The organism is Nocardia sp. XZ_19_369 (assembly GCF_015355715.1).
Taxonomy (GTDB): Bacteria; Actinomycetota; Actinomycetes; order Mycobacteriales; family Mycobacteriaceae; genus Nocardia.
The window spans coordinates 410269-428045 of sequence record NZ_JACVED010000005.1 but is presented as its reverse complement, the minus strand read 5'-3'; the positions used below and the strand labels follow the sequence as shown (position 1 = coordinate 428045).

The following is a 17777-nucleotide window of genomic DNA, read 5'->3' as shown; positions in this document are numbered from 1 at the left end:
CGACCAAGACGGCGATCATCCTCAGGTGAACGGTGACCAGTCGGGGGAAAACCAGCCGGGTGCTGCAGCGGTGAAACGCTCGCGGTCCCAAGAGCCCGCACCTTCAGGGACAGCGCCGACCAAGTCGACACCGGTGACGCGCGGTAGGTCGACGCGGTTGCACGTCGCGGCGAGGTCCGGTTCGGCAGGCCACGACCCGATCACCACGCCCGCGCAGCGCACGCCCGCCGAATGCAGAGCACGCGTGGTCAATTCGGTGTGGTTGAGGGTGCCGAGTCCGGCAGCGGCCACCAGAAGTACTGGCGCGTCGAGTTTCTGGGCGAGATTGAGCAGGGTGAAATCACCGAGCCGAACCAGCAGTCCGCCCGCACCCTCCACCAGGGTGAGGTCGGCATCGTCGAGCGCCGCTATGCCCGCGACGGTTTCGGCGAGGGTGAGCTCGGGCAAGCCCGCACGACGGGCGGCGGTATCGGGCGCGAGCGGATCCGGGTAACGCGCGAATTCCGAGGTCCGGGTGACGCCACTGAGCCGTTCGATTTCGGCCAGGTCGCCGGGTTCGCCTGGGGCGATACCGGTTTGACCCGGTTTACAGACCGCCACCGACCGACCGGCGGCCAACGCGGCCGCCGCGACAGCCGCAGTAACCACCGTCTTGCCGACTTCCGTAGAAGTCCCGGTAACCAAGAGAACGCTCATACCGCCATCCTTCGAGTCCCTGCCGTTCCAGCGATGCTCACGCCCGCACCGCGTCCAACCCACGCGCCTGCGCCAGCACATCGCCGAGAACCGTTGCGATGGTGTCGAGTTCGACGTCCGTCAAGTTGGCGCGGGCGGTGAGCCGCAGGCGCGACGTGCCCTCCGGCACCGACGGCGGACGGAAGCAACCGACATCCAGCCCCTGCGCCCGGCAGGCCTGCGCGGCATCGAAGGCGACCTGCGCCTTGCCGAGCACCACCGACACCACCGCCGAATCCGGCACCGGCACAGCGGCGATCCGCGCGATATCGGCGGCCCGCGCCAGCACCCGGCCCGCCAGTTCGGGTTCCCGGCGCAGCACCCGCAGCGCCGCGCGCGCCGCGCCGACGGCAGCGGGCGCGAGACCGGTGTCGAAGATGAAGGTGCGCGCGGCGTCGATCAGATGCGCCCGGACCCGCTCGCCGGCCAGCACCACGCCACCTTGCGCCGCAAGGGATTTCGACAGTGTCGCGGTGATCACCAGATCCGGCTCCCCGGCCAGACCGAGCTCGTGCACCAGCCCGCGCCCACCCGCGCCACGCACTCCGAGACCGTGCGCCTCGTCCACGATCAGCACCGCGCCCCGCGCCCGGGTCACCCGGTGCAACGCGGCGAGCGGCGCGAGATCACCGTCCGCGCTGAACACCGAATCGGTGAGCACCAGCGCCCGCTCCTCGGTCCGCGCGGCAAGCAGGCGATCCACCGCGTCGACATCCCCGTGCGCGGCGACCTCCACCCGCGCCCGCGACAGTCTGCACGCGTCGACGAGCGACGCGTGACTGCCCGCATCGGAAACGACCAGCGCACCACGCCCCGCCAGCGCCGTGACCGCGCCGAGGTTGGCGGCGTACCCCGAGGCGAACACGAGTCCCGCTTCGGCACCGACGAATTCGGCGAGCTCGGTCTCCAGCAGCTCGTGCTCGGCGGTGGTGCCGGTGACGAGCCGGGAGCCGGTCGAGCCCGCCCCCCAGCGCCGCACCGACTCGATCGCTCCGTCGATCACCTCGGGGTGGCGGACCAGCCCGAGATAGTCGTTGGAGGCCAGGTCGAGCGACGGCGACCGCGCCGCACGGGGACGAAGTTCACGCCGCAGCCCGGCGGCCACCCGCGCGGACGCACGCTCGTCCAACCAACTCAATGGATCGGTAGTCACAGCTCCGGAGCATACTTGAACACCGTTCAGGACGCATAGCCCCGCATCGATCCGCTCACCCGGAGAACCAGTTCGGCGTATCGAACCGGAACACCTCCCCCGGCGTCACCGTGCGCAGATCCTGCTCGAGTTGCGCCAGCCGATCGGCGCCGAGTTGCCGCGCCCATCGCGCATGGATGCGATCGAAGACCTGCGCGGACCGGTGCAGCATGTCGACGGCACGCTCGGTCAGCGTGTAGACCTTGCGCCGCGCATCGGTCGGATCATGACCCGGCCGCAGATAACCCAACCGCTCGAGCGTCTCGATATGCTTGCCCGCGGCCTGTTTCGAGATACCGAGGGCGCGACCGAGATCGGCGGCGGTACACCCGTACGGCCCACCCACCCGGCCGACGGCCTGAAAGAGGAAGCCGTGCATCGGCCGCAGTTCGGCGTGCCCGTGCTCGGCCAGCTCGGCGTGCACCTCGTCGATCACCGCACGAAAGCCGAGCAGCATCCGCAACGGCAGTTCGTATCCACCGGAATCACTTGACATATTGGACAACCTCGTTGACTATATGGACAACCTGATTGTCTATCTTACGGAGTACCCACGCATGACGCTCATCCAACACACCGAAACCCGGCGCACCGAAACCCCCGGCGGTGTAATGACCACCCTCGCCTCGCCCACCCAGGGCGGCACCGCGCTCGCCCTCTGGCGGGTCGAGGTGCCCGCCGACAAGTCGGGCCCGGTCCACATCATCGACACCGAACAGGTCTGGACCGTCGTCGCGGGCAGTCTCACCGTCGACCTCGACGGCACGAAACTCACTGCCGCCGAAGGCGATACGGTGATCATGCCCGCCAATGTGTTGCGCCAGGTACACACCGAGCATGGCTTCACCGCCATCGTCACGGCACAGGCGGGCGCCAAGGCGGGCGTGCAGGGCAGCGACACCATGGTCGTGCCGCCCTGGATCGCCTGAGCTGACCGGCGATCACGACTGCGCCGCGACGGCGGCACGCATCCCGGTCGTGATCGCCGCGATGTCCTCGTCGGTGCTGATGAACGGCGGCATGGCGTACACGAGATTCCGGAACGGCCGCAGCCACACCCCGGCGGCGACGGCGGCGTCGGTCGCGGTGCGCATGTCCACGGGGCGGTCGAGTTCGACCACACCGATCGCACCGAGTACCCGGGCCTCGACGACATTCGGCAGCGCACGCAACGGGGCAAGTCCGGCTTCGAGGCCGGCTTCGATCCGCGCCACGTCGCCACGCCAGTCCCCGGCCGTCAGCAGTTCGAGTGAGGCCACCGCGACGGCGCAGGCCAGCGGGTTGCCCATGAAGGTCGGCCCGTGCATCAAGCCGCCGTGTCCCGCGCTGATCGTCTCGGCGATCAGCGCGGTGCACAGCGTGGCGGCCAGGGTGAGGTAACCACCCGTCAGCGCCTTGCCGACACACATCACATCCGGCCCGACGCCGACCTGATCGGCCGCGAAAAACGTTCCGGTGCGGCCGAATCCGGTCGCGATCTCATCGAAGACGAGCAACACACCGTGCTCGTCGCACAGCCTGCGCAGATCGCTCAGGTAGCGCGGATGATGCCAGCGCATCCCGCCCGCGCCTTGCACGACGGGTTCCACGATCACCGCCGCGAGCTCGTCGGCATTGGCGCCGATCAGCCGGTCCAGCTCCGCCACATACTCCGGCCGGTAGTCGGTCGGCGGCATCGGCGCGAAAACTTGATCGACCAGCACATCGGTCCACAGCGAGTGCATGCCGCCGGTCGGATCGCACACGCTCATCGGCGTGAAGGTGTCGCCGTGATAGCCGCCGCGCCAGGTGAGCAGCCGCCGTTTCCCCGGGCGGCCGAGCGCGCGCCAATATTGCAGGCACATCTTCACCGCGACCTCGACCGACACCGAACCGGAGTCGCACAGGAACACTTTGTCCAGACCGGCCGGCGTCAGCTCGACGAGCAGTTCGGCCAGCCGCGCGGCCGGTTCGTGCGTGAGTCCGCCGAACATCACGTGGCTCATCCGCTGCGACTGCGCCACCAGCGCGGCGTCGAGCACCGGGTGCCGGTAGCCGTGAATGGCGGCCCACCAGGAGCTCATGCCGTCGATCACCTCGCGGCCGTCGGCCAGCGTCAGCCGGGTGCCGCGGGCTTCGGCGACCACCAACGGTTCGGTGGAGGCCGGAAATCCGCCGTAGGGGTGCCAGACGTGTTTGGCGTCGATAGCGGCGATCTCGTCACGGGTCAGTGCCACAGGAATCCTCGCGGTCGAGCGACGACCCCGCCCAACGGACGGGCTTGAACGCCGTTCAAGTTACCACCGGAGCTACGCGCGAGCGTCATCCGTGGGAATCCCGGCGCTCAGCGGCCATCCGGGGTTATTCTTTGACTCCGTCAAAGATCAACAGCTTGCACCGCAGGAACGGAGCCGTCGTGACCACCGTCGCCGCCACGGACATCGCCGCAGTCCGGGAGTTCAACCGCCGCTACACCAAGGTCATCGGTGTGCTCCGAGAAGGCTTGCTGGACAGCGAGTATTCGCTGACCGAGGTCCGAATCCTGTTCGAGCTGGCCAACTCCGGCACCGCCGAGGTGGTAACCCTGCGGCAGACACTGGATCTCGACGCCGGCTACCTGAGCCGCATCCTGGCCCGCTTCGAGAGCGCTGGCCTGGTCCAGCGCAACCGCTCCGACAGCGACGGCCGCCGCCAAGAGGTCCGGCTCACCACCAAGGGCACGGAAATCTTCGCCGTGCTCGACCAACGCTCCAGCGACGAAGTCGGCTACCTGCTCACCGCCAAACCGCCCGCCGCCCGCGCCCGGCTGGTCACCGCGATGCGAACCATCCAGCAGATCCTGGACCATCCCGCCAATGCGGCGGCGGCGCCACCGTTCGTCATCCGGGCGCCGAAGCCCGGCGACTACGGCTGGGTCATCGAACGGCACGCCCGGCTCTACACCGCCGAATACGGTTGGGACGGAACGTATGAGGAGTTGATCGTGCGCATCGTCGCCGACTACCTCAACGCCCACGACGAGCAGCGCGAGCAGGCCTGGATCGCCGAGGCCAGCGGCGAGCCGGTGGGCAGCATCTTCTGCGTCGCCGAGGACGAGACCACCGCACGGTTGCGGCTGCTGCTGGTCGAGCCGAGCGCGCGCGGACTCGGCGTCGGGTCCGCACTGGTCGAGGAGTGCCTGCGCTTCGCGACCGCCGCGGGCTACCGGGAGATGGTGCTGTGGACCAACGACGTCCTCACCGCGGCTCGGCACATCTATCAGCGGGCCGGTTTCGAGCTCGTAGAAGAGAGCCCGCACCACAGCTGGGGCGCGGACCTGATCGGTCAGACCTGGCGGCGTTCGCTCGAATCACCCAGGTAGCGAAGAACACCCGCCTTCGGCCGCCAGCACCTCGCGCACCAGGACCAGCGCCCGCCGCAAATCGACCAGCCCGCCGTCGCCCAAACTTCCCGCGAGCAGCTGCTCGATGCCCTGAATCCGTTGCGCCGCAACGCCGAGCGCGTCCTTACCGGCGTCGGTCAGCACGACCAGCCGCGCCCGCCGATCAGCGGGGTCGACCTGCCGCTCCACCAAACCGCGGCGCTCCAGGTGAGTCACCAACTCCCCCATCGACTGCTGCGTCATGCCCGCCGACTCCGCCAGCGCGGTAATCCGGGAGCCGGCCGGATCGAGATGGCGAAAGACCGCGTAGTGCGCCGGGCGCAGCTGATCATCGAGCCGCGCACGCAGTTCCTTGTTCAGCGCGTGCTCGTAAGCGGTGGTTGCCTGGCTCAACAATTTGAGCAACGTGGCGTTCGGATCGACCGTTGACATATTACGAAGGTTACCTTTATAAATTGAGTTATGGAAGACGGCACAACGCTCACCTACCGCAACGGACATCAAGTCACCTTCGTTGCCAGGGGCGAGGACGAGCAGGGCCCGTATCTGCGGCTGCACCATCGACTGCTGCGAGCCGAACGGCAGGCGGGCCCGCATTGGCACCCGGTGCTGTCCGAGCAGTGGACCATTCGCGAGGGCCGCGCTCGCTTCAAGATCGACGGCGTCGAGCTCATCGCCGAGCCCGGCGACACCGTGACGGCTCCGGCGGGCGTCGTGCACGAGTTCTGGAGCGAGGCACCCGACACCACGTTCGATCACGAGATCCGCCCGCCGCTGCGGCACTGGGAGATGTTCCAGCTCTGGCACAACCTGGACACCGCGGGCAAAACCACCCGGTCCCGGGTGCCACGCGACCCACTCGCGCTGGCATTGCTGTGGGATTACCAGGATGGCTACCTCGCCGGGATCCCGCGCTGGGCGCAGCGCGTCGTACTGGGCGGACTGGCCCGCCTCGCCGTCCGGCTCGGCTACTCGCGGCGCTGGCTGGACACCTGACCGGGTCCCCGTGGACCCGCCCGTCGCAACCGCCCCCGCCGAGTAAAACGCCACTGCCGCTAATGTCGTTGCTATGGCTCAGCCCGACGCAGCGTCCGGTGACGCGACACCCCTCGGTGTGTGGCCCGGCACCGCCTACCCGCTGGGCGCGACCTACGACGGGGCAGGCACCAACTTCTCGGTGTTCTCCGAGGTTGCCGACGCCGTCGACCTGTGCCTGATCACCGCGGACGGCGCCGAGACCCGGATTCCGCTCGACGAGGTCGACGGCTATGTCTGGCACGCCTACCTGCCCGCGGTCGGACCCGGCCAGCGCTACGGATTCCGGATACACGGTCCCTACGACCCGGAACACGGATTACGTTGCGATCCGAGCAAATTCCTGCTCGACCCGTACGGCAAGGCCTTCGACGGCGAGTTCGACAACGACCCGTCGCTGTACACGCACGGCCTGGACTCGCTCGGCCACACCATGGCGAGCGTGGTGATCAACCCGTACTTCGACTGGGGCACCGACCGCGCGCCGAACCGCCCGTACCACGAGACGGTGATCTACGAGGCGCACGTCAAGGGCATGACCGCCACCCATCCCGACATCCCGGAAGAGTTGCGCGGCACCTACTCCGGCATCGCGCATCCGGCCATCATCGAGCACCTGAAAGGCTTGGGCGTCACCGCGATCGAGCTGATGCCGGTGCACCAGTTCCTGCACGACACCGTGCTGCTCGACCAGGGCCTGCGAAACTACTGGGGCTACAACAGCTTCGGCTACCTCGCTCCGCACAACGAGTACGCCGCCATCAAACGCGCCGACTCCGCGGTGACCGAATTCAAGGCGATGGTGCGCGATCTGCACGCCGAGGGCATCGAGGTGATCCTCGACGTGGTCTACAACCACACCGCCGAGGGCAACCACCGCGGCCCGACCATCAGTTTCCGCGGCATCGACAACGCCGCCTACTACCGTCTGCTCGACGACGACCCGTCGCACTACATGGATTACACCGGCACCGGCAACAGCCTCAACGTGCGGCACCCGCACACGCTGCAGCTGATCATGGACTCGCTGCGCTACTGGGTGCTGGACATGCACGTCGACGGCTTCCGCTTCGACTTGGCCGCCACGCTGGCCCGCGAGCTGCACGACGTCGACCGGCTGTCCGCCTTTTTCGATCTGGTGCAACAGGATCCGGTGATCAGCCAGGTGAAGCTGATCGCGGAACCCTGGGACGTCGGCGAGGGCGGCTACCAGGTCGGCAACTTCCCCGGCCTGTGGACCGAGTGGAACGGCAAGTTCCGCGACACCGTGCGCGACTACTGGCGCGGCGAGCCTGCGACGTTGGGCGAGTTCGCTTCTCGGCTCACCGGGTCCTCCGATCTGTACGAGGCGACCGGGCGCAGGCCGAGCGCGAGCATCAACTTCATCACCGCGCACGACGGCTTCACCCTGCGGGACCTGGTGTCCTACAACGAGAAACACAACGAGGCGAACGGCGAGGACAACCGCGACGGCGAGAGCTGGAACCGGTCGTGGAACTGCGGCGTCGAGGGCGACACCGACGACCCGGACATCCTCGCGCTGCGCGCCAGGCAGAGCCGCAATCTGCTGGCCACCCTGGTGCTCAGCCAGGGCGTGCCGATGCTCGCGCACGGCGACGAGATGGGCCGCACCCAGCACGGCAACAACAACGTCTACTGCCAGGATTCCCCGCTGGCCTGGATGGATTGGTCACTGATGCAGCAGAATTCGGACCTGCTGGAATTCACCCGCAACGTGATCGCGTTGCGCACCGAGCACCCTGTCTTCCGGCGCCGCCGCTTCCTCGACGGCAGGCCGGTGCGGTCGAAGGACCGCGCCCGCGACATCGCCTGGCTCACCCCGGAGGGCGCGGAGATGACCACCGCGGACTGGGACAGCGGCTTCGGCAAATCGCTGACGGTGTTCCTCAACGGCAAGGGTATTCACGAACCCGACCCGCGTGGCCAGCGGATCTCCGACGACTCGTTCCTCCTGTGCTTCAACGCCCACGACGAAGCCATGGACTTCACCCTGCCCAACGCCGACTACGGCACGCAGTGGACTGTCGCACTGGACTGTTCGACGCCGACCGGGCTGACCGAGGCGAGCTATCCCGCCTCGGCCACCGTCCCGGTCGAATCCCGGTGCCTGCTGGTGCTGCGCCACGCCGGATGACCCGAACGCCCATGACCACACCGGAAGCCCCCGAGACTCACGTGACCGATCCGCTCTCGCTGCGCCGCACCACGGCCAGGCCGACGACGATTCGCAGCACCTACCGGCTCCAGCTCCGGCCCGACGCGCTGACCTTCGGCGACGCCCGCACGATCGCGGAATACCTACAGCAGCTGGGCATCTCGCATCTCTACCTGTCGCCGATCCTCACCGCGGCGCACGGCTCCAACCACGGCTACGACGTCACCGATCCCACCACGGTGTCGGCCGCGCTGGGCGGACCCGCCGGGCTCAAGGCGCTGTCCGACGAGGTGCGCAGCCGCGGTATGGGATTGGTCGTCGACCTGGTGCCCAACCACGTCGGGGTGGCCGACCCGCGGCAGAACGCGTGGTGGTGGGACGTGCTGCGCAACGGCCGCGAATCCAGCTTCGCCCACTACTTCGACATCGATTGGAGTCCGGGCAACGGTGCGGGCGGGCGCTTGGCGCTGCCGGTGCTGCAAAGCGAGAACGATCCGGCGGCCCTCACCGTCGACCGTTCCGGCCCGGAACCAATGCTGGCCCTGCATGATCTGCGCTTCCCCATCGCGCCGGGCACCGACGGCGACAATGCGCTGCGCATCCACGACAAGCAGCACTACCGGCTGGTGAGCTGGAAGGCCGGTGTGTGTACCTACCGCCGGTTCTTCGCGGTCAGCAGCCTGGCCGCGATCCGCCAGGAGGACAACGAGGTCTTCGAGGCCACCCATCGCGAGCTCGCCGCCTGGTGCGAGCACGACCTCATCGACGGCGTGCGGATCGACCACCCGGACGGATTGTCCTATCCCGCTGCCTATCTCGCGCGGGTGCGCAGACTGATCGGCCCGAACCGGCTGCTGCTGGTGGAGAAGATCCTGGCCAACCGGGAGCCGCTGGATCCGACCCTGCCGGTCGACGGCACCACCGGCTACGACGCGCTGGCCGATCTCGGTGGCGTGCTCATCAAGCCGGAGGGCGAGCAGGCGCTGACCGAGCTGTCCAAGAAGCTGGCCGGCCACGGCAGCGACCGCGCCTGGATCGGCGAGACCGAGCACCGGATCAAGCGAGCGGTCGCGGAAAACCTGCTGGCACCGGAGATCCGGCGCCTGGTCGCGGCGATCAAGCGGGACGGCGGCGCGGAGAGCTTCGACACCATGGCGATGACCAACGCCACGATCGAGGTGCTCGCGTTCATGCCGGTCTACCGGGCCGACTACGCGCCGCTGGCGGGCATGATCGGCGCGGTCATCGCCGAGGTGGAGAAGCGCAACAGCGAACTCACCGTGCCGCTCGCGGTGCTGGTCGCCGCGCTGGCCGCGGACGGTGAGGCGGCGGTGCGGTTCAGCCAGGTCTGTGGCGCGGTCACCGCGAAGGCGGTGGAGGACACCATGTTCTATCAGGCCGCCCGGCTGGTCTCGCTGCAGGAGGTCGGCGGCAATCCGGCCCGATTCGGCCACTCGCTCAACGAGTTCCACCTGTCCAACACCGAACGCGCGCATCGGTGGCCTGCCACCATGACGACGCTGTCCACCCACGACACCAAGCGCGGCGAGGACGTACGCGCCCGCATCGGCGTGCTCTCCCAGATCGCCGACACCTGGGCGCAGTGCGTCGAGGCGTGGGACGAGGCCGCGCCCGGCCCGGACGGCGCGACCACGTTGTTCTTGTTGCAGAACATGTTCGGCGTGTGGCCCGCCGACGGCAGGCCCGCCGCCTCCGTCCCCGGCCTGCGTGAGCGGCTGCACCTGTTCGCCGAGAAGTCGATTCGCGAAGCCGGCACCAAAACCTCCTGGGAGGAGCCGGATGCCGAGTTCGAGTCGGCGGTGCACAGCTGGATCGACACGGTGATCGACGGCCCGGTCGGCAGCGAGCTCGGCGACCTGGTGCACGAGCTGGCGCCGCACGCCTGGTCGGATGCGTTGTCGCAGAAGCTGCTCCAGCTCTGCGGCCCGGGTATCCCGGACATCTATCAGGGCTGCGAGTTGTGGGAAGACTCCCTTGTCGACCCCGACAACCGCCGCCCGGTGGATTTCACGATCCGCATCGGCATGCTGCAATCGCTTACCGGCACACCGGCCTTGGACACCACCGGCGCGGCGAAGATGTGGATCGTCGCTTACGCGCTGTGGCTGCGCAGGGAGCGCCCCGACTGCTTTGTCGGGGGCACCTACCTGCCGCTGTTCGCCACCGGCGAGCAGGCGGGCAGGTTGGTGTCCTACGCCCGGGGCCGCGTCGGTGCGGCCCCGGAAGTCATCGTCGCGACCACCCGGCACAGTCTCGGCCTCGCCGAAACCGGTTGGGGCGACACGACCCTCGATCTACCGCAGGGCACCTGGACGGACCGGCTGACCGGTCATACCTTCCAGGGCCGGGCTCGGCTCGAGAAGCTCTTCGGCCTGCTGCCCGTCGCACTGCTCGTGCGCTGAGACCGCGCTGACCTTCTCCAGCAGCTCCTCGGGGAAGATGCCGCCCAGCTGCCCGCGCCAGCGGCGCAGATTGGGCGGATCGTAGCCCTCTTTCTCGTTGACCAGCGAGGCGAGCCGGATGCCCTGCTCGTGACCGTTCGCGAGCTTGCGCCAGGAGTCCAAGTAGAACCGCGGACTACGCGGATTACGCAGTGTGCGCACCACATTCAAGATGCGGTAGACGGGCTTCAGCGACGGATGCGGCCACATGTGGCGTTCGCCCATCGCCCGGCAGCCCTCGGACAGTTTGTCCAGCCGATCGCGGTCGAAGGCGAGCCCGACGGATTCGGCTTCGCGCACCATCCAGCGCAGCGTGAGGTCGGAGAGCCCGCATTCCTTGTGCCCGCCACCGATATCGCTGTGCGCTCCTTCGAACCATACCTGCTTGACCCGTTGGAATCCCTTGCGGTACTTCACATCCGGGACAACGGGCACCTCCCACAGGCACGGCTCGAAATTGCGCCGCCGCTCGTCGATGGCCAGGGCCTGCCTGGCGCAGTGCACGCTCGGGGACAGCTTGACGTCATGGAACTTGTAGCGCAGCGAGGTCACACCCGGCACGCCGAGCGCGCCGACGGTGTCGAAGACGCCGAGGAAATTGATCTTGGGTGCCTGCTGATGGCAGTTGTCCCTGCGGAACTTCTTCCACCGCTCCGGGATCTCGCCGTCCGGCGGCAGCACTTCCTGGTAGATCTCCAGGGCGTCCGGGTACTTGCCGCCGATCATCGCCTCCGGCGTCAGCAGGCCGATGCGGTCGATCAGGCTCGCCAGGCTGCGCGCGGTGAACGCGCCCCGGCTGAAGCCGAAGATGTAGATCTCGTCGCCCGGCTCCCAGTTCAGCGCCAGGTGCCAGTACGCGGACGACAGGTTCGCTTGCAGCCCGAGGCCGAACGCGCCACCCATCACCCGGTCGGCGAGGAAGCCGCGGGCGCCGGGCCCGGACACATAGGTGACCCACTGCTGGATCTTCTCCCCCGTCGGACCCGGCGCGTCGAACCGGATCGTCTGCGCGATCTTGATGATGTTCGAGACCGTGCCGCTCGACTCTGCTTTCCACGTGCCGTCACAACACACAACCAGGCGTTTCATGAACCAAATCCTCCCGCCGGATTCCTGAGGAAACCCGCGTACTCGACTACTCGAATCATCGAGGGCGCATGCGGCAGCGTTAATGAACAGCGCTTGTTTCAATCAGGTAGGGCAGGGCGAGAAGTGGGATATCCCCCGGTCAGAGCCAGGTGGGATCGCCGAAAACAGCTCCGGAATCATCGACCTCGGGAGATTTGTATTCGACGTAAGCATATTGCCGGATGGTGACCGGGCCGGTGCACGAATTCACCTTGATGTGGAAGTCGCGGAAACTGAGCTGGATCAGCTTGCCGGGAATCATGTCCTTTTCCGCGATCGCGACTTCGCCGACGTCGCCGGGGGCAAGATTCAGCGTGGCGACCGGGTTGGGATTGAAACTCGGTTGCTGCCCGATAACGACATCGGGTGTCGCGCCGAGGGTGCCCGCGCCGATGGTCACCGCGCAGCCCACGTGGTAGCCGATGCGGAGTTTGCCGGCCGTCGCCCCATCCACCAGGCCGTAGGCGATCGAGCTGACCAGCGCCTCCCGGGTGGTCGCCATGAAGTTCAACGGCGGGATCCGGTAGATGTACTCCTCCCGGCTGCCAATGGTGAACTTCTTCGAGCTGCCCGGCGGGGTGAACGACTTCTCGTGCGGCGGCATGCTGATGACCTCGGCATCCGCGGTGGGCGCCAGCGCGGCCACGGACGCGGAGGCCACCACGACGCCCGTCAGTGCCCGGACCGCCCTTTTCACATTCGACGCCATAGCCCAGACCTTAGTAGCAGCTGGCTATATCCCCTGTGTACGACACGACGGATCGGTGCGCCGAAGACAATGCCCAGCGACCACTGATCGCCCGTCCAGCAGACGGCTACGGTGTGCACATGCTCCAAGGAAGAGAAGCCGAACAAATCCAGATCGATCGGCTTCTCGCTGCGGCCCGCGACGGTCGCAGCGCCGCGCTGGTGGTGCGCGGCGAACCGGGCATCGGCAAAACGGCGCTGCTGGATTACGCGGCCGCGCAGGGCCTTCCGACGGTGCGCAGCGCGGGCATCGAGTCCGAGGCCGAATTGCCTTTCGCCGGACTGCATCTGCTGGTCCGGCCGGGCATCCACCTGCTCGATACGCTGCCCGACCGGCAGCGCGACGCACTGCGCGGCGCTTTCGGAGTGGCCGAGCACGACCCGGCCGACCGCATGCTCATCGGGCTCGCCGTGCTGTCGCTGCTGGCCGAGGAGGCGGCCGACGGCCCGCTGCTCTGCCTGATCGATGACGCGCACTGGCTCGACCGTGCGACGGCGGAGACGCTGCTGTTCGCGGCGCGACGCCTCGACGCCGAGGGCGTGGTGATGATCTTCGCGACCCGGACCGGCGACGCCGAGTTCCCCGCGCCCGGCCTGCCCGAACTCGTGGTGCCCGGGCTGCGCCAGGAAGCGGCGGCGGCGCTGGTCGACCGGCACGGCCCCGATCTGGCGCCCGCACTGCGGTACCGGTTGCTCGCCGAGTCGGCGGGCAATCCGCTTGCCCTGCTGGAACTTCCGGCGGTGCTGGCCGCCGAGGCGCCGGACGCCGGGCTGAGCCCGCTGCCGCTGACCCAGCGCTTGCAGGTCGCCTTCCACGGGCGGGTGAGCAAGCTGCCGCTGCCCACCAGAACGCTGCTGCTGGTCGCGGCCGCCGCGGGCACCGCGGAACTGGCGACGACGCTGCGGGCCGCCGCCGCGCTGGGCGCGCAGCTCGCCGACCTACAACCCGCCGAAGACGCCGGCCTGGTGCACAGCGACGGACGAACACTCACCTTCCGCCATCCGCTGCTGCGCTCGGCGGTGTACCAGGGTGCGCCGCTGACCCAGCGCCTTGCCGTGCACGGCGCGCTGGCCGAGGCGTCGACCGGGCCGGAGAACGCCGACCTGCGCGCGTGGCATCTGGCCGCGGCGGCGACCGGACCCGACGAGGCAACCGCGACGGCGCTGGAGGACACCGCCGACCGCGCGCGGAGCCGCTCCGGGTACTCCGGTGCCGTCACCGCCTACGAGCGGGCGGCCGGGCTGAGCACCGATGCGGCGGCTCGGCTGCGCCGATTGGTGCTGGCTGCCGAAACTGCTGGCGAGGCAGGGCAATTGAGTCGCGCGCGAACCTTGGCCGAGCGGGCCGGCGCGCAGACCACCGATCCCCTGCTGACCGCTCGCTTGCGCCTGGTCCTGGCGACCGCAGAGTTCGGCGTCGGCAAACCGCGCGCGGCGCACGAATTGTTCTTGGCCGCAGCGGATTCGGCGCGAACCGGTGACCCCGTGCGGGCGGCCCGCGTCCTGTCCCAGGCCGTGCACACCGCGTGGTATCTCGGCGCGGCCGAATTGGCAGACGTGGCAACCGCATTGACGGCGCTGTCCCTGCCGGACGACGAGCCGCTCACCCCGATCATCGGTTACGTGGTCGCGGCCATTCACGGCCGATTCACCGTCGACCTGCGCGCGGCCGCTGCCGAGGCGTGCCGTCGAGGCGCCGACACGCCTCGCGATCTCGTGCAGATGTGCGGCACCGGGCTGGTGGTCGGGCAGGACGAGCAGGTCGCCGAGCTCGCGCGGACGCTCATCGCGGAATGCCGCGATCAGGGCCGGATCGCCCTGCTGCCCACCTTGCTGTTCTTCCGCGCCGAGGCCGAACTGTTCCTCGGCCGGCCCCAGGAGGCCAGGGTCGCCGCGACGGAGGGGTTGCGGATCGCCGAGGACATCGGGCAGGGGCAGTGGATCAGTCAGCAGTCGACCTTCCTCGCCTATCTCGCCGCGCTCGAAGGTCGCGGGGAGCAGTGCCGTGAGCTGGTCGATCGCGCGCAGGCCGAGGAGTTCGGCGGCGCGGCGGCGCCCGGTGCGCAGTGGGCGTACTGGGCGCTCGGCGTGCTGGATCTCGGTCTCGGCCAAGTCGACAGCGCTCTGTCCCGGCTGGAAGCGGCGAACAACGAGCCGATCCGTCATCAGGTGACCGGGCTCCGCGCGATACCTGATCTGATCGAGGCCGCGGTGCGGATGGGCAAGCCGGAACGGGCCGAAGACGGGCTCGAACGTCTCGGGACCTGGGCAGAGGCATCCCGGCAAAGCTGGGTGGAAGCACTGGCCTGCCGCTGCCGGGCGCTGGTCGACGACGCGAACGCAGAGCAGCACTACCTCGCGGCGCTGCGGGTCGGCGGGCGGCCGTTCGAACATGCCAGAACTCAACTGCTGTACGGCGAATGGTTGCGCCGCAATCGCCGGAAGGCCGACGCGCGGATCCAGTTGCAGCCCGCGCTGGAGGTCTTCGAGCGGCTCGATGCCGGCCCGTGGGCCGAGCGGACCCGCACCGAACTCGGCGCGCTCGGCGTCGGTACGGCCGCCCGGCCCGCGCACGGGGTGCTGGCCGCGCTGACGCCGCAGGAGCTGCAAATTGTGCGGCTCGCGGCGCAGGGCATGTCCAACCGGGACATCGCGGCGCAGTTGTTTCTCAGCCCGCGCACCGTCGGGCATCACCTGTACAAGGCGTATCCGAAGCTGGGTGTGGTGTCGCGGGGTGAACTCGCGGAGCTACCGCTCGACGCGGACTAGCGGCCGGTGCGCTCGACCGAGCGACGCGCCACAGCCAGGCCGACAATCCAGCGGGTCGCGCCGACCGCAGCGGCGATCAGCACCGCCAGCTGCGGCGATCCGGTGATCAGCGCAAGGATCAGGCAGGTCACCAGCCCGGCGGCCAGCGCCTCGAGCTTGTAGAGCGGCCACGCGCTGCCCGCGATGTCGATCGTCGCGGAGCGGGCCGGCGGGTGAACAACTGCCATCCAGTAAGGATATACGCACGACGAAGTTCGGTCTACCAAACTTCGGTGTCTCGGGGAACACAGTCGTGCGCGGCTACGATCGATGGTTATGCCACTGACAGGAGAATACGAACCGAGCCCGTCCGCCCAGGCACGCCAGCAGGTCGAAACGTATGAGAACTCCGGCGGCACCAAGGGCACCACGATGCAGGGCAAGCCGGTCATTCTGCTCACCACCAAGGGTGCGAAGTCCGGCAAGCTGCGCAAGACCCCGCTGATGCGGGTGGAGCACAACGGCGAGTACGCGGTGGTCGCCTCGCTGGGCGGCGCACCGAAGAATCCGGTCTGGTACTACAACATCAAGGCCGACCCGCACGTCGAACTGCGCGACGGACCGGTGAACAAGGACTACACCGCGCGCGAGGTCTTCGGTGACGAGCGCCAGTTGTGGTGGGACCGGGCGACCGAGGTCTGGCCCGATTACATCGAATACACCAAGAAGACGGATCGGACCATCCCCGTCTTCGTACTGACCCCGCAGGACTGAGTCCGACCGCAGCACCGCCACCCGCCGCACCAGCCCGATGCGGCGGGTGGCAGCATATTTCGGGTGTCCAATCCGCTTGATGTCATCGACGCACTGTCCGCTTCTCGTCCCGCGCTGAGCGCGGACGAGATCGACGCTGCCGCCAAGCGAATTGCCGACATTATCGAGCCGACTCCGCTGCAGCGCAGCGAGCGGCTCTCGCGGCTCACCGGAGCGAACGTCTACCTCAAGCGCGAGGACCTTTCCGCGGTCCGCTCCTACAAGCTGCGCGGCGCCTACAACCTGGTGATGCAGCTGACCACGAGCGAACGCGCGGCCGGTGTCGTCGCAGCCAGCGCGGGCAATCACGCGCAAGGTGTCGCGTTCGCCTGCCACGCGATGGGCATCAAGTGCCGCATCTACGTACCGACCACCACGCCGAAGCAGAAGCGCGACCGCATCCGGGTGCACGGCGGCGAATTCGTGCAACTGATCGCGGTCGGCGAGACCTACGACGCCGCCGCCGCGGCCGCCACCGCCGATGTCGAGCGCACCGGCGCGACCATGGTGCCGCCGTTCGACGACGCACGCACCGCGGCCGGGCAGGGCACCATCGCGCCGGAAATCCTGGAGCAGCTCGGTACCTCCCCCGATCTGGTGGTTGTGCCGGTGGGCGGCGGTGGCTGCCTGGCCGGCATCGGCACCTACCTGCGGGAACGGTCGCCGCGCACCGCGCTCCTCGGCGTGGAACCGGCGGGTGCGGCCTCGATGACCGCCGCGCTGGTCGCGGGCGGGCCGGTGACGCTGCCGGAGATCGACCCGTTCGTCGACGGTGCCGCGGTACGCCGGATCGGCGCGGTGCCCTTCGCGGCGATCGCCGGGTTCGGCGGCCGGGTGGTCTCGCACGCCTCGTTGCCGTTACTGACCACCACCGAGTCCCCCAGCGGCGCAAGCTCTTTTCGGATGATGCAGGTCGACGAGGGTGCCATCTGCACCACCATGCTCGACCTGTACCAGAACGAGGGCATCATCGCCGAACCCGCCGGCGCGCTGGCGGTCACGGCACTCACCGAGCTCGCGGTGGAACCCGGATCGACGGTGGTGTGCCTCGTCTCCGGCGGCAACAACGATGTGTCGCGCTACGGCGAGATCATCGAGCGCTCGCTGGTGCACCGCGGCCTGAAACACTATTTCCTGGTGGACTTTCCGCAGGAGCCGGGCGCGCTGCGGCGCTTCCTGGACGAGGTGCTCGGACCCGACGACGACATCACCATGTTCGAGTACGTCAAGCGGAACAACCGCGAAACCGGCTCGGCGCTGGTGGGTATCGAGCTCGGGGCGCCGGAGGGCTTGGGCGCGTTGCTGGAACGGATGGCCGAGTCGCCGATCCAGTGCGAGCGGCTGGAGCCGGGCTCCCCGGCGTATCGCTATCTGACCTGA

General features: G+C 68.5%; 16 protein-coding genes. 8 read left to right on the top strand and 8 right to left on the bottom strand.

The window, feature by feature from the left end; translation table 11 throughout:
- Positions 1–21: 21 nt before the first annotated feature.
- From bioD to IBX18_RS20850, 3 genes are read right to left on the bottom strand one after another with little or no spacing between them, the layout of a single operon-like run.
- Positions 22–696: a dethiobiotin synthase gene (gene bioD / locus IBX18_RS20860; protein ID WP_194835252.1), complete on the bottom strand. Its 675-nt coding sequence runs from the start codon at positions 694–696 to the stop codon at positions 22–24.
- A 37-nt stretch (positions 697–733) separates the two neighbouring features.
- Complete coding sequence (locus IBX18_RS20855; protein ID WP_194835251.1) at positions 734–1888, bottom strand: 8-amino-7-oxononanoate synthase; 1155 nt, start codon at positions 1886–1888, stop codon at positions 734–736.
- A 55-nt stretch (positions 1889–1943) separates the two neighbouring features.
- Complete coding sequence (locus IBX18_RS20850; protein WP_194835250.1) at positions 1944–2423, bottom strand: MarR family winged helix-turn-helix transcriptional regulator; 480 nt, start codon at positions 2421–2423, stop codon at positions 1944–1946.
- 61 nt (positions 2424–2484) lie between these two features.
- Here IBX18_RS20850 and IBX18_RS20845 point away from each other — a divergent pair, with 61 nt between their 5' ends.
- Positions 2485–2856 carry a cupin domain-containing protein gene (locus IBX18_RS20845; protein WP_194835249.1) on the top strand — a complete coding sequence of 124 codons (372 nt, stop codon included), beginning with the start codon at positions 2485–2487 and terminating at the stop codon, positions 2854–2856.
- Between the two features lie 12 nt (positions 2857–2868).
- Here the strand turns inward: IBX18_RS20845 and IBX18_RS20840 are convergent, their stop codons facing one another.
- Positions 2869–4143 (bottom strand): adenosylmethionine--8-amino-7-oxononanoate transaminase, encoded by a 1275-nt coding sequence (locus IBX18_RS20840; protein ID WP_194835248.1) that lies wholly within the window; start codon positions 4141–4143, stop codon positions 2869–2871.
- Between the two features lie 179 nt (positions 4144–4322).
- Between IBX18_RS20840 and IBX18_RS20835 the strand changes: the two genes are divergently transcribed.
- Positions 4323–5267 (top strand): helix-turn-helix domain-containing GNAT family N-acetyltransferase, encoded by a 945-nt coding sequence (locus tag IBX18_RS20835; RefSeq protein WP_194835247.1) that lies wholly within the window; start codon positions 4323–4325, stop codon positions 5265–5267.
- On the opposite strand, the gene IBX18_RS20830 is transcribed toward IBX18_RS20835, so the two are convergent.
- The gene (locus IBX18_RS20830) at positions 5256–5720 is read right to left on the bottom strand and encodes a MarR family winged helix-turn-helix transcriptional regulator (protein WP_194835246.1); all 465 of its coding nucleotides are present in this window, start codon (positions 5718–5720) and stop codon (positions 5256–5258) included. The genes IBX18_RS20835 and IBX18_RS20830 overlap by 12 nt on opposite strands.
- A 30-nt stretch (positions 5721–5750) precedes the next feature.
- Between IBX18_RS20830 and IBX18_RS20825 the strand changes: the two genes are divergently transcribed.
- The 3 genes from IBX18_RS20825 (at position 5751) to treY (ending at position 10922) form a co-directional block, all read left to right on the top strand.
- Positions 5751–6284: a cupin domain-containing protein gene (locus IBX18_RS20825; RefSeq protein ID WP_194835245.1), complete on the top strand. Its 534-nt coding sequence runs from the start codon at positions 5751–5753 to the stop codon at positions 6282–6284.
- A 73-nt stretch (positions 6285–6357) separates the two neighbouring features.
- Positions 6358–8478: a glycogen debranching protein GlgX gene (gene glgX, locus IBX18_RS20820; protein ID WP_194835244.1), complete on the top strand. Its 2121-nt coding sequence runs from the start codon at positions 6358–6360 to the stop codon at positions 8476–8478.
- 11 nt (positions 8479–8489) lie between these two features.
- The gene (gene treY, locus IBX18_RS20815) at positions 8490–10922 is read left to right on the top strand and encodes a malto-oligosyltrehalose synthase (RefSeq protein WP_194835243.1); all 2433 of its coding nucleotides are present in this window, start codon (positions 8490–8492) and stop codon (positions 10920–10922) included.
- On the opposite strand, the gene IBX18_RS20810 is transcribed toward treY, so the two are convergent.
- Both IBX18_RS20810 and IBX18_RS20805 read right to left on the bottom strand, forming a co-directional pair.
- Positions 10815–12050 (bottom strand): DUF2235 domain-containing protein, encoded by a 1236-nt coding sequence (locus tag IBX18_RS20810; RefSeq protein WP_194835242.1) that lies wholly within the window; start codon positions 12048–12050, stop codon positions 10815–10817. The two genes, treY and IBX18_RS20810, sit on opposite strands and share 108 nt — an antisense overlap.
- A 139-nt stretch (positions 12051–12189) precedes the next feature.
- Positions 12190–12798 (bottom strand): MspA family porin, encoded by a 609-nt coding sequence (locus tag IBX18_RS20805; RefSeq protein ID WP_228541445.1) that lies wholly within the window; start codon positions 12796–12798, stop codon positions 12190–12192.
- Between the two features lie 119 nt (positions 12799–12917).
- On the opposite strand from IBX18_RS20805, the gene IBX18_RS20800 reads away from it, so the two are divergent.
- Positions 12918–15605 (top strand): helix-turn-helix transcriptional regulator, encoded by a 2688-nt coding sequence (locus IBX18_RS20800; RefSeq protein WP_194835241.1) that lies wholly within the window; start codon positions 12918–12920, stop codon positions 15603–15605.
- Here the strand turns inward: IBX18_RS20800 and IBX18_RS20795 are convergent.
- Positions 15602–15832: a hypothetical protein gene (locus IBX18_RS20795; RefSeq protein ID WP_194835240.1), complete on the bottom strand. Its 231-nt coding sequence runs from the start codon at positions 15830–15832 to the stop codon at positions 15602–15604. The two genes, IBX18_RS20800 and IBX18_RS20795, sit on opposite strands and share 4 nt — an antisense overlap.
- Before the next feature lie 88 nt (positions 15833–15920).
- Here IBX18_RS20795 and IBX18_RS20790 point away from each other — a divergent pair, with 88 nt between their 5' ends.
- Together IBX18_RS20790 and ilvA are read left to right on the top strand one after the other, a co-directional pair.
- Positions 15921–16358 carry a nitroreductase family deazaflavin-dependent oxidoreductase gene (locus IBX18_RS20790; RefSeq protein WP_194835239.1) on the top strand — a complete coding sequence of 146 codons (438 nt, stop codon included), beginning with the start codon at positions 15921–15923 and terminating at the stop codon, positions 16356–16358.
- Positions 16359–16421: 63 nt separating this feature from the next.
- Positions 16422–17777: a threonine ammonia-lyase IlvA gene (gene ilvA, locus IBX18_RS20785; RefSeq protein WP_194835238.1), complete on the top strand. Its 1356-nt coding sequence runs from the start codon at positions 16422–16424 to the stop codon at positions 17775–17777.

Coding starts and splice junctions, on each gene's coding strand:
- treY (WP_194835243.1), top strand. CDS start 8,490: ATGACCACACCGGAAGCCCCCGAGACTCACGTGACCGATCCGCTCTCG.
- IBX18_RS20790 (WP_194835239.1), top strand. CDS start 15,921: ATGCCACTGACAGGAGAATACGAACCGAGCCCGTCCGCCCAGGCACGC.
- IBX18_RS20805 (WP_228541445.1), bottom strand. CDS start 12,798: ATGGCGTCGAATGTGAAAAGGGCGGTCCGGGCACTGACGGGCGTCGTG.
- IBX18_RS20810 (WP_194835242.1), bottom strand. CDS start 12,050: ATGAAACGCCTGGTTGTGTGTTGTGACGGCACGTGGAAAGCAGAGTCG.
- IBX18_RS20795 (WP_194835240.1), bottom strand. CDS start 15,832: ATGGCAGTTGTTCACCCGCCGGCCCGCTCCGCGACGATCGACATCGCG.
- glgX (WP_194835244.1), top strand. CDS start 6,358: ATGGCTCAGCCCGACGCAGCGTCCGGTGACGCGACACCCCTCGGTGTG.
- IBX18_RS20830 (WP_194835246.1), bottom strand. CDS start 5,720: ATGTCAACGGTCGATCCGAACGCCACGTTGCTCAAATTGTTGAGCCAG.
- IBX18_RS20850 (WP_194835250.1), bottom strand. CDS start 2,423: ATGTCAAGTGATTCCGGTGGATACGAACTGCCGTTGCGGATGCTGCTC.
- bioD (WP_194835252.1), bottom strand. CDS start 696: ATGAGCGTTCTCTTGGTTACCGGGACTTCTACGGAAGTCGGCAAGACG.
- IBX18_RS20800 (WP_194835241.1), top strand. CDS start 12,918: ATGCTCCAAGGAAGAGAAGCCGAACAAATCCAGATCGATCGGCTTCTC.
- IBX18_RS20825 (WP_194835245.1), top strand. CDS start 5,751: ATGGAAGACGGCACAACGCTCACCTACCGCAACGGACATCAAGTCACC.
- IBX18_RS20845 (WP_194835249.1), top strand. CDS start 2,485: ATGACGCTCATCCAACACACCGAAACCCGGCGCACCGAAACCCCCGGC.